Origin of the sequence: Pseudomonas sp. ACN8 (assembly GCF_002303925.1) — a bacterium.
Lineage (GTDB): Bacteria > Pseudomonadota > Gammaproteobacteria > Pseudomonadales > Pseudomonadaceae > Aquipseudomonas.
In genome coordinates, this window is record NZ_MRCS01000014.1 from 112,359 (window position 1) to 127,135 (window position 14,777).

A 14,777-nucleotide genomic window follows, 5' to 3' on the forward strand; every position below is an offset into this window, starting at 1 on the left:
CATGAAATTGGTCATTAATGGCTCTTACAACAGACCAATAGCCTGCCTAGGATGCAGGCATTCGCCAAGGAAAATATCTCTATGTACACGCCGCGTGCTTTTGCCATCGACGAGTTGTCCCAACTGCATGAACTGATCCTCGCCACCCGCCTCGCCATATTGGTGACCCACGGTGAAAACGGCCTGCAAGCCAGCCATGTACCGGTGCTGCTGCATTGCGAACAAGGCTCGAACGGCACGTTGTACGGGCATCTGGCCAAAGCCAATCCACAGTGGAAAGACCTGCGCGACGGCGCCGAAGCCCTGCTCATTTTTGCCGGTGCCGACGCCTACGTCAGCCCCGGCTTCTACCCGAGCAAGGCCGAACACGGCAAAGTCGTGCCAACCTGGAACTACGTCGCCGTACACGCCTATGGCCGAGCCGAAACCTTCAGTGATGGCGGGCGGCTGCTCGACATCGTCAGCACCCTCACCGACCGTCATGAAGCTGGCCGCGCCAAACCGTGGTCAGTGGCCGATGCCCCCGCCGATTACATCGACGGCATGCTCAAGGCCATCGTCGGTTTCGCCATTCCCATCGACCGCCTGGAAGGCAAGCGCAAGCTCAGCCAGAACCGTAGCCCCGCCGACATCGCCGGCGTGCGCGAAGGCCTGGCAGCCAGCCCTGACGTCAACGATCAAACCCTCGCCCAATTGATGCGCTAAGGAAATCACCATGAGTCAGATCGACATTCGCCAAGTCACCGCCGGTGATCACGCGGCCTGGTTGCCACTGTGGCAAGCCTACCTGCGCTTCTACAACACCGAACTGGCGGATGCCGTCACCCAAAGCACCTGGCTGCGCATGCTCGACCCGAGCGAACCGACTCACGCCGCCCTCGCCTGGGCCGACGGCAAAGCGGTGGGCATGGTGCATTTCATCTACCATCGTTCGAACTGGGCCATCGAGAACGCCTGCTACCTGCAAGACTTGCTGGTAGTCCCGCAAACCCGAGGCACCGGTGTCGGCCGGCAACTGATCGAGTTTGTCTACACCACGGCCAAGGCCGACGGTTGCAACAAAGTCCACTGGCTGACCCACGAAACCAACGCCACCGCGATCCAGCTCTACGAGCGCATCGCCGAACGCCCCGGTTTCATCCAGTTTCGCAAAGCCATCTAGGAGAACAGCATGTCGATTTCACTCGCCGACTGGAAAGGCGTCCCGGCACCCACCGCTCAACTGATCGAAGGGCGTTACATCCGCCTGGAAAAACTCGACCCTGCACGCCACGGCGACGGCCTGTACAAAGTCCTGCAAGGCCCCGGCGCCGACCCGAAATTGTGGGACTACCTGCCTTACGGCCCCTTCCCGGAGCGCAGCGTCTTCAACGATTGGCTGAACAACCACGCGGCCAACAGCGACCCGTATTTTTTCAGCGTGATCGACCGCGCCAGCGGCGAGGTCCAGGGCATTCTCAGCCTGATGTCCATCGTCCCGGCCCAGGGCCGCATCGAAATCGGCCACGTCACCTTCGGCGCCCCGATGCAGCGCTCGCCGAAAAGCACCGAGGCTGTTTACCTGCTGGCCAAGGAGTCCTTTGCCTTGGGCTACCGTCGCCTGGAATGGAAGTGCAACAACGCCAACGCCCGCTCCAAATACGCGGCCGAGCGCCTGGGCTTCAGCTTTGAGGGTGTGTTCCGCCAGCACATGGTGGTCAAGGGGCAGAACCGGGACACGGCGTGGTATTCGATTCTGGATTCGGAATGGCCGGCGATTGGTGCGGGGTTCGAGAAGTGGCTGAGCGATGAGAACCAGACCGCTTCGGGTCAGGTTAAAGGGTTGGTGGAGTGCAGAACGCAACAGTCCTGAATCCAGAAAATCGCAGCCTTCGGCGAAGACTGCGGTTTGAATTTCAGGCAAAAAAAGGGGAGCACATGCCCCCCCGAGGTTTAAAGCGTTGAATCGAGGCTGTTAAATCAGCCTTCGATCTCGATCAGGATCTCGCCCGGGTTCACCCGGTCGCCCTTGGCCACGTGAATGGCGGTGACTTTGCCGGCGATGGCAGCCTGGACTTCGGTTTCCATCTTCATCGCTTCGGTGATCAACACAGCCTGGCCGGCCTTGACGGTGTCGCCCTCCTTGACCAGCAAATCGACGATGTTGCCCGGCATGGTGGTGCTGACGTGACCCGGAGCAGAGGCTTGCTTGCGCTTGCTGCTACCGCCGCCGACGAATTCGTTGAGCGGTTCGAAGACCACTTCTTCCGGCATGCCGTCGATGGACAGGTAGAAGTGACGCTTGCCTTCGGCCTTGACGCCGACGCCGGTGATGTCGACCCGGTAGGTTTCGCCGTGAACGTCGATGACGAACTCGGTTGGCACACCTTCCCCACCAACAGACGCGACGCCGCCGGCTTCAGGAATCGGCAACAGTACTTCAGGTGTCAGGGTGCCCGCAGCGCGCTCTTCGAGGAACTTGCGGCCGATGTCCGGGAACATGGCGAAGGTCAGCACGTCTTCTTCGGACTTGGCCAGTGCGCCGATGTCGGCACGCAGCTTGGCCATTTCCGGCTTGAGCAAATCGGCCGGGCGAACGTCGATCACTTCTTCGCTGCCAATGGCCTGGCGACGCAGTTGTTCGTTCACGGTACCCGGCGCCTTGCCGTAGCCGCCTTGCAGGTACAGCTTCACTTCGTTGGTGATGGTCTTGTAGCGCTCGCCGGCCAGCACGTTGAAGAACGCCTGGGTGCCGACGATCTGCGAAGTCGGGGTCACCAGCGGCGGGAAGCCGAGGTCTTCACGAACACGCGGGATTTCGGCCAGCACTTCGCTCATGCGGTTGAGTGCGCCCTGCTCTTTCAACTGGTTGGCCAGGTTGGAAATCATCCCGCCCGGTACCTGGTTGACTTGAACACGGGTGTCAACGGCGGTGAATTCGCTTTCGAACTGGTGGTACTTCTTGCGCACGGCGTAGAAGTACAGTCCGATCTCTTGCAGCAGTTCCAGGTTCAGGCCGGTGTCGAACTCGCTGCCTTTCAGGGCGGCGACCATCGACTCGGTACCCGGATGGCTGGTGCCGGAGGCGAAGCTGGAGATTGCGGTGTCGATGTGGTCGGCACCGTTTTCGATCGCCTTGAGCTGGCACATCGCAGCCAGGCCAGCAGTGTCGTGGGAGTGGATGAACACTGGCAGCGACTGCTCGGCTTTCAATGCCCGGACCAGTTCGCCGGTGGCGTACGGGGTCAGCAGGCCGGCCATGTCCTTGATCGCCACCGAGTCGCAGCCCATGGCCTCCATTTGCTTGGCCTGGTTCACGAAGGCCTCGATGGTGTGCACCGGGCTGGTGGTGTAGGCGATGGTGCCTTGGGCATGTTTGCCGGCAGCTTTCACCGCTTCGATGGCCACGCGCAGGTTACGCACGTCGTTCATGGCGTCGAAGATGCGGAACACGTCGATGCCGTTGACCGCGGCCTTGGCGACGAAAGCTTTGACCACGTCGTCGCTGTAGTGGCGGTAGCCCAGCAGGTTCTGGCCGCGCAGCAGCATCTGCAGGCGGGTGTTAGGCAGCGCGGCGCGCAACTGGCGCAGGCGCTCCCACGGGTCTTCTTTCAGGAAACGTACGCAGGCGTCAAACGTCGCGCCGCCCCAGCATTCCAGCGACCAGTAGCCGACTTTGTCGAGCTTGTCGCAGATCGGCAGCATGTCTTCGGTGCGCATGCGGGTGGCGAGCAGCGATTGGTGGGCGTCGCGCAGGATGGTATCGGTAACGAAGATCTTCTTGCTCATTCTTATATTCCTCACAGGCCTGCGTGGGCGGCGATGGCGGCGGCGATGGCCAGGGCCAGCTCTTCGGGTTTGCGCTTGATCGAGTAGTTGGTCAGTTCAGGGTGGCTTTCAACGAAGCTGGTGTTGAACTGGCCGCTACGGAATTCCGGGTTACGCAGGATTTCCTGGTAGTACGCGGCGGTGGTCTTGACCCCTTGCAGACGCATGTCGTCCAGGGCTCGCAAACCACGGTCCATCGCCTCTTCCCAGGTCAGCGCCCACACCACCAGTTTCAGGCACATGGAGTCGTAGTACGGCGGGATGGTGTAACCGGTGTAGATCGCCGTGTCGGTACGTACGCCGGGGCCGCCGGGTGCGTAGTAACGGGTGATCTTGCCGAAGCTCGGCAGGAAGTTGTTTTTCGGGTCTTCGGCGTTGATCCGGAACTGCAACGCGAAACCGCGGTGCTGGATGTCTTCCTGTTTCACCGAAAGCGGCAGGCCGGACGCGATGCGGATCTGCTCACGCACGATGTCGATGCCGGTGATTTCTTCGGTGATGGTGTGTTCCACCTGCACCCGGGTGTTCATCTCCATGAAGTACACCTCGCCCTCGGCGAGCAGGAACTCCACGGTCCCGGCGTTCTCGTATCCCACGGCCTTGGCTGCGCGCACCGACAGGTCGCCGATGTAGGCGCGCTGTTCCGGGGTCAGTTGCGGGCTCGGAGCGATCTCGATCAGCTTCTGGTTGCGACGCTGGATCGAGCAGTCACGCTCGAACAGGTGCACCACGTTGCCGAAGCTGTCGCCGAGGATCTGCGCTTCGATATGCTTCGGGTTGACGATGCATTTTTCCAGGAACACTTCCGCCGAACCGAACGCCTTGGTGGCTTCGGAAATCACTCGCGGGAAAGCCTGTTCAAGTTCTTCACGGCTGTTGCAGCGACGAATGCCGCGGCCGCCGCCACCGGAAGTGGCCTTGAGCATCACCGGGTAACCGATGCGATCGCCTTCGGTCAGGGCTTCTTCGATGCCCGACACGTTGCCTTCGGTGCCCGGGGTCACCGGTACGCCGGCCTTGATCATGCTGCGGCGAGCTTCGGTCTTGTCGCCCATGCGGCGAATGACTTCAGCCGAAGGGCCGATGAATTTGATCCCGCGTTCGGCGCAGATCTCCGCCAGCTCGGCGTTTTCCGAAAGGAAGCCATAGCCGGGGTGCAGTGCATCGCAACCGGTTTCCACAGCCAGGTTCACCAGCTTGCGCGGGTTCAGGTAGCCGGCCAGTGGCTCGGCACCAATGCTGTGGGCCTCGTCCGCACGCTTGACGTGCAAGGCATGACGGTCGGCATCGGAATAGATCGCGACCGAGCGAATGCCCATTTCGGCGCAGGCACGTACGATTCGTACGGCAATCTCACCACGGTTGGCGATCAGGATCTTTGTTATCACTTGGAGTTTCCCTTGAGCCGGTGGTACCCACGACCTGCTAGACCCAGGTCGACGCGTGACCAAATGTTTCAATTTGGTCGCAGGTCCACACTAGCGCCCACAAGGGATTAACAAAAATGAATAAAAATTGGGTCGTGCATAAGTAAAGACTTATAGTTGATTCACCAGCCAGCGACGAAAGCGACCAGATAATGCGTAAGTCATTGATGCGTATGACTTTGCGGCAATTGCAGATCTTCAACGAGGTCTGTGATTTGCGCTCCTACAGTCGCGCGGCCGAGGAAATGTCGCTCACACAACCTGCCGTCAGCCTACAGATTCGTCAACTTGAAGAGCTGATTGGCCAGCCTTTGTTCGATTACGTCGGCAAAAAACTCTACATGACCGAGGCGGCTGAAGCGTTACAGCGGGCCAGTCGGGATATTTTCGGGCGCCTGGAAAACCTCGATATGCAGCTGTCGGATATGCAGGGCTCGTTGCAGGGGCAACTGAAACTGGCGATTGAATCCAGCGCCAAATACTTCGTGCCGCATCTGTTTGCCGCGTTCAAACGCCAGCACCCGGAAGTGAACCTGCAACTGACGGTGGTCAATCGCGGTCAGGTCATTCGGCGTCTATCAGACAACCGCGACGATCTGGTGATCATGTCCATGGTGCCTCAGGACATGGGCCTGGAATTCCTGCCGTTCCTGAACAACCCGATCGTCGCCGTGGCGCCACCGGATCACCCGCTGTGTCATATGGGGCCGTTGCGCTTGCAGGATCTCGAGCCCTACACACTGCTGTTGCGTGAACCGGGCTCAGGGACGCGGCTGGCGTGCGAAGAATACTTCAAAGAGAAACGCGTGCACTTCAACCAGACCCAGGAGGTCTCGTCTGCCGAGGCTCAGCGAGAATGCGTACTGGCAGGCCTGGGCGTTGCGCTGTTGACGCGCCACGCCCTGAGCCTTGAGCTGGCAACCGGTGGGCTGATCGAGCTACCGGTCGAAGAGCTGCCACTGTTTCGCAGTTGGTGCCTGGTGCAGGCCAAGGCGAAACGCCTGTCACCGGTGGCTCACGCCTTCCTGGCGTTTATCCGTAGCGAACGGCTTCAGATCAGCGCGCTGGTTGAGCGTTTCGACGGGACGCCGAGGGAGATGCCTGCCAGAAGTTGAGTTCCAACTCCGGAAAGTCGCCAATTTCGGCCAGAAGCTGACGGCGTTCGCAGCGATCTTCGATGGCGCGGCGGAATTCCATGCGGCGCTGATCTTCTTGCTGACGACGGGTTTTGACAGCGCTGTTGCGTTCTTCGTAGGGCATGGCCATTTCGAGTCTCCCAAGGCGAGTACGGGAGTTTCAAGATAGGCGCGAGGGATGACGGTTTGGCGGCTTGGGTGTTACAGACTGATGAAAATTGCGCTGTATTCGAGACCGCCATCGCGAGCAAGCTCGCTCCCACAGGAGATTGCGGTCAAAGGTGGGAGCGAGCCTGCTCGCGATTAAGGTCGGAACGACCTTACGACGACGTCAGTCGTCCAGCGCTTTCACCGACTTGGGTGACAACCGCAAGCTGCGCAGGCTGCGCTTGACGCTCTTGAGGTGGTTGACCAGGCTCGGGCCACGGGCCATGGCCACGCCCATCGCCAGCACGTCGATCACCACCAGGTGAGCGATGCGCGAAGTCAGCGGCGTATAGATCTCAGTGTCTTCATGCACATCGATCGCCAGATTGACCGTAGACAGCTCGGCCAATGGCGTCTGGCTCGGGCACAGGGTGATCAACGAGGCGCCGCTTTCGCGCACCAGGTTGGCGGTGATCAGCAGGTCCTTGGAACGCCCGGACTGGGAAATGCAGATCGCCACGTCGGTTGGCTTGAGCGTCACGGCCGACATCGCCTGCATGTGCGGGTCGGAATACGCCGCAGCGGTGAGCAGCAAGCGGAAGAATTTGTGCTGGGCGTCCGCCGCGACCGCACCCGAGGCACCGAAACCGTAGAACTCGACGCGCTGGGCCTGGGACATCAGCGTCACCGCCCGCTGCAATTCCAGCGGATCGAGCTTCTCGCGAACCTCCATCAGGGTATGCAGGGTGGTGTCGAAGATTTTCAGGCTGTAGTCGGCGACCGAATCGTCTTCGTGAATCGCAAACTGGCCGAAACTCGCACCTGCCGCCAGGCTCTGGGCCAGCTTCAGCTTCAGGTCCTGAAAGCCGGAACAACCGATGGCACGGCAAAACCGCACGATGGTCGGTTCACTGATGCCCACGCTGTGGGCCAGGTCGGCCATGGAACTGTGCATCACGGCCGCAGGATCAAGCAGCACGTGGTCGGCGACCTTGAGCTCCGACTTGCGTAACAGGTGGCGAGACTGGGCGATGTGTTGCAGCAGATTCAAAGGGCTGGACTCTTTGTTATTGGCAGGTGCCGGGGATGTAGCACGCTTGTAGTTATACTACATGAATTGGCTTTTTGCCTGCTCAATGCGTTACCGAATCCCTCGATTTCAGGTGCCCGCGCTTCATGTAGCACCCATGGCGCCTGTCCAGGTGCGCCGAGTGCGCGTTTTAATGGACAAAAGCGCCTTGCGTATCCTTGTCAGCTTGCGGCTTGCGCGTGCAGCAAACCGGCCAACGTCTCGGCCTCGACCGGGCGGCTGATCAAATAACCCTGTACTTCATCGCAGCGTTCGGCTTTCAGGAACTCAAGCTGTTCTTCCCGCTCCACCCCTTCCGCCACGACCTTCAGCTTCAGGCCGTGAGCCATGGCAATGATGGCCCGGGTAATCGCCGCATCCTCGGTACCCTCTCCCAACCCGCGAATAAAGGCCTGATCAATCTTCACGTAATCCACCGGGATCCTCTTGAGATAGCTCAGAGATGAGTAACCGGTGCCAAAATCGTCAATGGCCAGTTTCACCCCGAGATCACGCAACTGCTGGAAGGTTGCGATGATGTGTTCGACGCTGTCCAGCAACTGGCTTTCGGTGAGTTCCAGCTCCAGCAGTTGCGGCGCCAGCCCGGTCTCTTCCAGCACCTGCCGCACCAGGCTGACCAATTTGCCCTGGCGCAATTGATGCACCGACAGGTTGACCGACACCCGAATCGCTTCCAACCCCTGCCGCTGCCACTCACAGGCTTGCCAGCAAGCCTGACGCAACACGAACTCACCGATCGGGCCGATCAATCCGGTTTCTTCAGCCAGGCCGATGAAATCCCCCGGCGGCACACGGCCCATGGTCGGATGATCCCAACGCACCAAGGCTTCGGCGGCGTTCAACCGGCCAGTGGCCAGGCACAGTTTCGGTTGGTAAAACACCTTCAGTTGTTTGTCTTCGATGGCTTTGCGCAAGTGGTTTTCCAGCTGCAAACGCTCCAGCGTGCTGGCTTGCAAGCTATCGGTGTAAAACTGGAAATTATCGCCACCCAGGTGCTTGGCGTGCTGCATGGCCATGTTCGACTGACTGACCAGTGCCGATGTTTCCCGAGCGCTGTCCGGCAACAGGCTGATGCCCATCGATGCGCTGACCACCAGCTCATGTTCGTCAATGGTCACCGGCAGGCGCAACTTGTTCGCCAGGCGAGTTGCCACCCGGGCCAGGCTCGACAGGTTGCCGTAGGCGTTGAACAGCACGGCAAACTCATCACCGGAAAGGCGCGCGATGGTGTCTGCTTCAGGCAACGCATTCACCAGTCGCCGGGCCATTTTCTGCAACAGTTGGTCGGCGACTTCATGTCCCAGGCTGTCGTTGAGTTGCTTGAACCGATCGAGATTGATGTGCAGCAACGCCAGGCTGCGATAACCGCCCTGTCGCACTCGTTGATGAGCCTCGTTGAGTCGTTCGCGAAACATCGCGCGGTTGGCCAGACCGGTAAGCTCGTCGTAATGGGTCAGATAGCGCATGCGCTCTTCGGATTCTCGGCGGGCTGAGAGATCAGCGAAGAAGCCCACAATATGGCTTACATTTCCCCGGGTATCGCGCACGGCATTCAGTTGCAGCCATTGTGGATACATCTCGCCGTTCTTGCGGGTCTCCACCAATTCGCCCTGCCAGCTGCCTTGCTGCTCCAGCGCCTGATGTATTGCGGCGTAATGCCGACGCGCATCACGACTGCATGGCAACTCAACGACATTGCGCCCGATCATGTCGTCGATGTCATAGCCGGTCACCCGACTGAAGGCTTGATTGATCGCGATCAGGACGTAGTTCGGATCGAAAATCACGATCCCTTCGCTGGCCGCCTCGAACACGGTCGCCGCCAGTTGCCGCTGCTCTTCCAGGCCTTTGCTCGCGCTGATATCGCGGCGAGTGCCGACCATGCGAATCACCCGGCCGTTGTCGGCACGCTCGACTGCCCGCCCGCGGTCCTCGATCCAGACCCAGTGGCCGTCGCCATGCCGCACGCGATACTCGATTTGATAGTCCTCGGTGCGACCCTTCAAATGCTCGACCAGCGCCCTTTTCAGCGCAGGAAGATCCTCGGGATGAAGGCGCGGTTTGAGGTGGCGCAATAATGCCGTGACCTGCTCCGGCTCCAGGCCGAACAATTCCTGAATCTGCGTGTGATGGACTTCGTCGGTTTGCAGATTCCAGTCCCACAACCCCAACTCGCTGGCCTTCAATGCCAGCGCCAGACGCGCTTCACTCTTGCTCAGTGCCTGGTTGGCGGCATCCAGTTCCAGGCTGCGCTGAGCGACTCGGTTTTCCAGGTCGACCTGGATCTCTCGCAAATCGTCCTCGGCACGTCGGCGCTGTTCTATTTCCTTGGCCAGCTTCTGATTGAGCTGGTCACTGCAGCTTTGCGCCTGTTGCAGATGCTCGATCAGCGCCTGGTTCTGAAAGCGTCGCATCAAGCCCCGGTCGATCAATCGATTGACTTGCCAGGCGACCACGCTCAATGCACCGAGCAGGATCAGCCCGAACCAGCCCCAACCTTGCTGCTGCTCGTCAGCCACCCAAAACATATAGGCGATGGCCGGCAACAGACAGGGCAAGGTGAATGACAGAAAGGCCGGCAAGCTGACTGCATAAGCCACACTGGCCGAGAGCGCCGCAGCACCGATGAGGCCGAAGACCCAGGCTTGCTGAATGAAATTATCGGCGGGAACCAGGGCGATGCCGGCACCCGCCAGGGTCAGACCGGTGAGGCCGGAGCCCAGCAAAAACATCCGTCGCCAAATGGGATGGGCCTGACGGTTGGGAATGGCCGAATCGAAGGCGGCGACCTGAATCACCCGCAATGCCACCAAAGACAACAACCACACCAGCCAGACACTGACCAGAAAATAGCGCTGCGGGCTCCAGAGCAAACCGGCACAGACCAGGCCATTGATCAGCATGAACAACGTGGGCAGCAACGAGCCTTGATACAACAGGCGCGTGCGTTCGACCGCCATTTCCATGGCGTACTTTTTACGGATCACCCGGGGTTCCACAGTGGGGCCCGACAGGTCGAAGCTGAGGGTCATAGGCGATGTTCTTGTTCTTATAATGATGAGCATGTGCCCGAAACTGCTCGGAGCATACACAAGCAATTGCCCGGACCAAACTGCTGCTGATCAATAAATCGCCAAATTTTTCGGCTGCCGATGTCACTGAAAATGCTCAAGGCATGCCCTGCCAACGCCTGCAGCCGATGACTGACCGGTCGTCCTTCGCATAACTTTCATCGGTTAAAGCGAAGCGGGGTTTGCCCGGTGTGTCGCGGCCCCCTAGAATGCCCCGATGCGCGATGATCTCTCCCTTCTGCTGAACTCCCTCAACGATGCCCAACGCCAGGCCGTAGCAGCCCCCGTGGGTCGTCAGTTGGTCCTGGCCGGTGCTGGTTCCGGTAAAACCCGAGTGCTGGTGCACCGTATCGCCTGGTTGATCCAGGTCGAAAACGCCTCGCCCCACTCCATTCTGTCGGTGACCTTCACCAACAAGGCTGCTGCCGAGATGCGCCAGCGCATCGAGCAGTTGATGGGTATCAACCCGGCCGGCATGTGGGTCGGCACCTTCCACGGCCTGGCGCACCGCCTTCTGCGGGCGCACTGGCAGGAAGCGGGCTTGAGCCAGACCTTCCAGATTCTCGACAGCGATGACCAGCAGCGGCTGGTCAAGCGGGTGATCCGCGAACTCGGCCTGGACGAACAGCGCTGGCCGGCCCGTCAGGCCCAGTGGTTCATCAACGGGCAGAAAGACGAAGGCCTGCGCCCGCAACACATCCAGGCCAGTGGCGACCTGTTCCTGGCGACCATGCGCGGCATCTATGAAGCCTACGAGGCCGCCTGCCTGCGTGCGGGTGTCATCGACTTCTCCGAATTGCTGCTGCGCGCCCTCGATCTGTGGCGCGATCACCCAGGCCTGCTTGCTCACTATCAAAAGCGCTTCCGGCACATCCTGGTGGACGAGTTCCAGGACACCAACGCCGTGCAATATGCCTGGTTGCGCCTGCTGGCCAAGGGCGGCGACAGCCTGATGGTGGTGGGCGACGACGACCAGTCCATCTACGGCTGGCGCGGCGCGAAAATCGAGAACATTTACCAGTATTCCGAAGACTTCCCGGACGCCGTAACCATTCGCCTGGAGCAAAACTATCGCTCCACCGCCGGTATCCTGAAGGCTGCCAACGCCTTGATCGCCAATAACACCGGGCGCCTGGGCAAAGAGTTGTGGACAGACGGCGGCGAAGGCGAAGCGATCAACCTGTACGCCGCCTTCAACGAGCACGACGAAGCACGCTACGTTGTCGAAACCATCGAAAGTGCGCTGAAAACCGGCTTGTCTCGCAGCGATATCGCGATTCTGTACCGCTCCAACGCCCAATCGCGGGTTCTGGAAGAAGCCCTGCTGCGCGAGCGCATTCCCTACCGCATCTATGGCGGTCAGCGCTTCTTCGAACGCGCCGAAATCAAGAACGCCATGGCCTACCTGCGCTTGCTCGAAGGCCGTGGCAACGATGCCGCGCTGGAACGGGTCATCAACGTGCCGGCCCGTGGCATCGGCGAGAAAACCGTCGAAGCGATCCGCGACCATGCGCGCCACAGCGATGTATCGATGTGGGAAGCGATGCGCCAACTGGTGGCCAACAAAGGCCTGACCGGTCGTGCGGCCGGCGCCTTGGGCGCGTTTATCGAGCTGATCGAGAACCTCGCCGCCAAATGCATGGAAATGCCACTGCACCTGATGACCCAGACCGTCATCGAGCAGTCGGGGCTGATTGCCTATCACGAAGCGGAAAAAGGCGAGAAAGGCCAGGCACGGGTAGAAAACCTTGAGGAACTGGTCAGCGCCGCGCGCAACTTCGAAAACAGTGAAGAAGACGAAGACCTGACGCCATTGGCGGCGTTCCTCGGTCACGCGTCTTTGGAGGCTGGCGACACCCAGGCCGACGAGCACGAAGACAGCATCCAGCTGATGACCCTGCACAGCGCCAAGGGCCTGGAATTCCCTTACGTGTTCCTGGTGGGCATGGAAGAAGGTCTGTTCCCGCACAAGATGAGCCTGGAGGAGCCTGGCCGCCTTGAGGAAGAACGTCGTCTGGCCTACGTAGGCATCACCCGGGCCATGCAGAACCTGGTGATGACCTATGCTGAAACCCGACGCCTTTATGGCAGCGAGACCTACAACAAGGTGTCGCGCTTCGTACGCGAAGTTCCGAAAGGCCTGATTCAGGAGGTGCGGCTGTCCAACAGCGTCAGCCGTCCGTTCGGTGGCAACCAGTCGATGAGTGGCAGCAACCTGTTCAGCGGCAGCGAGATTCCGCAGACCGGCTTCAGCCTGGGCCAGACCGTACGGCACTCGGTGTTTGGCGATGGCGTGATTCTGAACTTCGAAGGCGCCGGGGCTCAGGCCCGGGTGCAGGTGAACTTCAGCGAAGGCAGCAAGTGGCTGATGCTGGGTTACGCCAAGCTGGAAGCTATTTAGGTCGCACTGACTAAAGGCACTGAAAAATGGGCTCGGGCTTTTTTTCTTCCTGGACATTCTGGGCCCTGTTATCGGCGGCTTTCGCGGCAATGACCGCCATTTTCGCGAAAGTCGGCATCGAAAACGTCAACTCCGACTTCGCCACCCTGCTGCGTACGATAGTGGTATTGGTCAGCCTGGCCTTGATTTTGTACGCCACGGGCCAATATCAGTCATTAGGATCGATCTCTGCAAAGAGCTACCTGTTCCTGCTGCTGTCGGGTCTTGCCACCGGTGCATCGTGGGTCTGCTATTTCCGCGCACTCAAGGCCGGCCCGGCGTCACTGGTTGCCCCAGTGGACAAACTCAGCGTGGTGCTGGTGGCTGTTCTTGGCGTTGTCCTGCTGGGTGAAAAACTCGACCTGCGCCAATGGGGCGGAATCGGCCTGATCACGGCCGGGGTGGTCATGCTGGCTCTGCGACGCTAGGCGACCGTCCTACAAACCCTATCCACTCATCTGACAGATCAAAGTCAAAAGGCCTTCTTGCACTGACGGGAGCTGAACACGACCTGTCAGGCAAAAGCCCGAAACACTCTGCCGCTAGCCAGTAACACTTCACCTGTGCAACATGGCGCGCGTGCCTTCCACAAATGGGAATTCCCTTTATGAAACGTTTTCTTAGCATCGCCATGGCGTTGTGCATCGGCCTGACGATGAGTCTCGACGTCAATGCCGCCAAGCGCTTCGGTGGTGGCAAAAGCGCAGGCGCTGCGCCGACTCACCAGACCAGCCAGATGGCTCCTTCTTCTCCAGGCATGGGCGGCGCTGCGGCGACCGCTGGTGCTGCCGGTGCCGCTGGCGCCGCTGCCAAGGCCGGTGGCGCTTCGCGCTGGCTCGGCCCATTGGCCGGTATCGCGGCCGGTGGCCTGCTGGCCTCCATGTTCATGGGTGACGGCTTCCAGGGCATGCAGATCTTCGACATCCTGATCATGGCCGTCATTGCGTTCCTGGTCTTCCGCTTTATCGCCGCCCGTCGTCGCAAGCAGCAGGAGCAGTACGCTCCGGCCGGCCATGCGCCGATGCAACGTGAAGCGTTCGAACAAAAGCCTGCCGGCGGTTCGATCTTCGGTGGCTCGGCAGCACCTGTTGCCGCTCGCCCGGTGATCAACGCGCCAGCCTGGTTCAACGAAAGAAACTTCGTCGAAGCGGCGCGCAATCACTTCCAGTCCCTGCAACAGCACTGGGACGCCAACGAAATGGACAAGATCGCCGAGTTCGTGACTCCGCAAATGCTGGAGTTCCTCAAGCGTGAGCGTGCAGACCTGGGCGACGGTTTCCAGTCCACCTACATCGATAACCTCAATGTACAGCTGGACGGTGTGGACGATCGCGCCGACAAGACCATCGCCACCCTGACGTTCACTGGCGTGTCGAAAACCTCGCGTTTCGACCAGGGCGAAGTCTTCAGCGAAAGCTGGAACATGGAACGTGCACAGGGCGAAAACCAGCCTTGGCTGGTAGCTGGTATCCGCCAGAACGGCTGATCCCGCGTAGAACTTCATCTGCTGCAAACAAAACCCCGGCCCAGGCCGTAATGCTGTTCACTTAAGCATTTGAATCCGCGCCGGGCTTCTCCGAAAATCCGATGCCAGACCTCTGGCATCGGATTTTTTATGTCTGTTCAACAGGACCTGCTCGACCTCGGTGACCTCTTCAA

12 protein-coding genes are annotated in these 14,777 nt (G+C 60.0%); 7 read left to right on the forward strand and 5 right to left on the reverse strand.

The genetic code is table 11. The annotated features are described in order from the left end of the window. Positions 1-81: 81 nt before the first annotated feature. Genes BSF44_RS10470 through BSF44_RS10480 form a run of 3 tightly spaced genes read left to right on the forward strand, consistent with a single transcriptional unit; the run spans position 82 to position 1,852 of the window. Entirely contained in the window at positions 82-705 is a 624-nt protein-coding gene (locus BSF44_RS10470) for an FMN-binding negative transcriptional regulator (protein WP_095943438.1), read from the forward strand. Positions 706-715: 10 nt separating this feature from the next. Continuing rightward, the gene (locus BSF44_RS10475) at positions 716-1,162 is read left to right on the forward strand and encodes a GNAT family N-acetyltransferase (RefSeq protein WP_095943439.1); all 447 of its coding nucleotides are present in this window, start codon (positions 716-718) and stop codon (positions 1,160-1,162) included. A 9-nt stretch (positions 1,163-1,171) separates the two neighbouring features. Further along, entirely contained in the window at positions 1,172-1,852 is a 681-nt protein-coding gene (locus BSF44_RS10480) for a GNAT family N-acetyltransferase (protein WP_095943440.1), read from the forward strand. A gap of 107 nt (positions 1,853-1,959) precedes the next feature. Here the strand turns inward: BSF44_RS10480 and oadA are convergent, their stop codons facing one another. Then, complete coding sequence (oadA, locus tag BSF44_RS10485; RefSeq protein WP_095943441.1) at positions 1,960-3,768, reverse strand: sodium-extruding oxaloacetate decarboxylase subunit alpha; 1,809 nt, start codon at positions 3,766-3,768, stop codon at positions 1,960-1,962. A gap of 11 nt (positions 3,769-3,779) precedes the next feature. After that, positions 3,780-5,195 carry an acetyl-CoA carboxylase biotin carboxylase subunit gene (locus tag BSF44_RS10490; RefSeq protein WP_046038868.1) on the reverse strand — a complete coding sequence of 472 codons (1,416 nt, stop codon included), beginning with the start codon at positions 5,193-5,195 and terminating at the stop codon, positions 3,780-3,782. Between the two features lie 191 nt (positions 5,196-5,386). Between BSF44_RS10490 and BSF44_RS10495 the strand changes: the two genes are divergently transcribed. After that, positions 5,387-6,349 carry a LysR family transcriptional regulator gene (locus tag BSF44_RS10495; protein WP_095943442.1) on the forward strand — a complete coding sequence of 321 codons (963 nt, stop codon included), beginning with the start codon at positions 5,387-5,389 and terminating at the stop codon, positions 6,347-6,349. Here BSF44_RS10495 and BSF44_RS10500 read toward each other — a convergent pair. The 3 genes from BSF44_RS10500 to BSF44_RS10510 form a co-directional block, all read right to left on the reverse strand. Next, positions 6,291-6,500 carry a PA3496 family putative envelope integrity protein gene (locus BSF44_RS10500; protein WP_046038865.1) on the reverse strand — a complete coding sequence of 70 codons (210 nt, stop codon included), beginning with the start codon at positions 6,498-6,500 and terminating at the stop codon, positions 6,291-6,293. The genes BSF44_RS10495 and BSF44_RS10500 overlap by 59 nt on opposite strands. 201 nt (positions 6,501-6,701) lie before the next feature. Further along, positions 6,702-7,568, reverse strand: coding sequence for a transcriptional regulator HexR (gene hexR, locus BSF44_RS10505; RefSeq protein ID WP_007954250.1), 867 nt, complete (start codon positions 7,566-7,568; stop codon positions 6,702-6,704). Positions 7,569-7,768: 200 nt separating this feature from the next. Then, positions 7,769-10,639, reverse strand: a complete 2,871-nt coding sequence (locus tag BSF44_RS10510; RefSeq protein WP_095943443.1) for an EAL domain-containing protein — start codon at positions 10,637-10,639, stop codon at positions 7,769-7,771. 256 nt (positions 10,640-10,895) lie between these two features. Between BSF44_RS10510 and uvrD the strand changes: the two genes are divergently transcribed. From uvrD to BSF44_RS10525, 3 genes are all read left to right on the forward strand, one after another. After that, complete coding sequence (gene uvrD / locus BSF44_RS10515; RefSeq protein WP_095943444.1) at positions 10,896-13,079, forward strand: DNA helicase II; 2,184 nt, start codon at positions 10,896-10,898, stop codon at positions 13,077-13,079. 26 nt (positions 13,080-13,105) lie between these two features. Next, positions 13,106-13,546, forward strand: a complete 441-nt coding sequence (locus BSF44_RS10520; protein ID WP_095943445.1) for an EamA family transporter — start codon at positions 13,106-13,108, stop codon at positions 13,544-13,546. A 179-nt stretch (positions 13,547-13,725) separates the two neighbouring features. Beyond that, on the forward strand, positions 13,726-14,604 hold the full coding sequence (locus tag BSF44_RS10525) for a Tim44 domain-containing protein (protein WP_095943446.1): 879 nt from the start codon (positions 13,726-13,728) through the stop codon (positions 14,602-14,604). Positions 14,605-14,777: the final 173 nt, after the last annotated feature.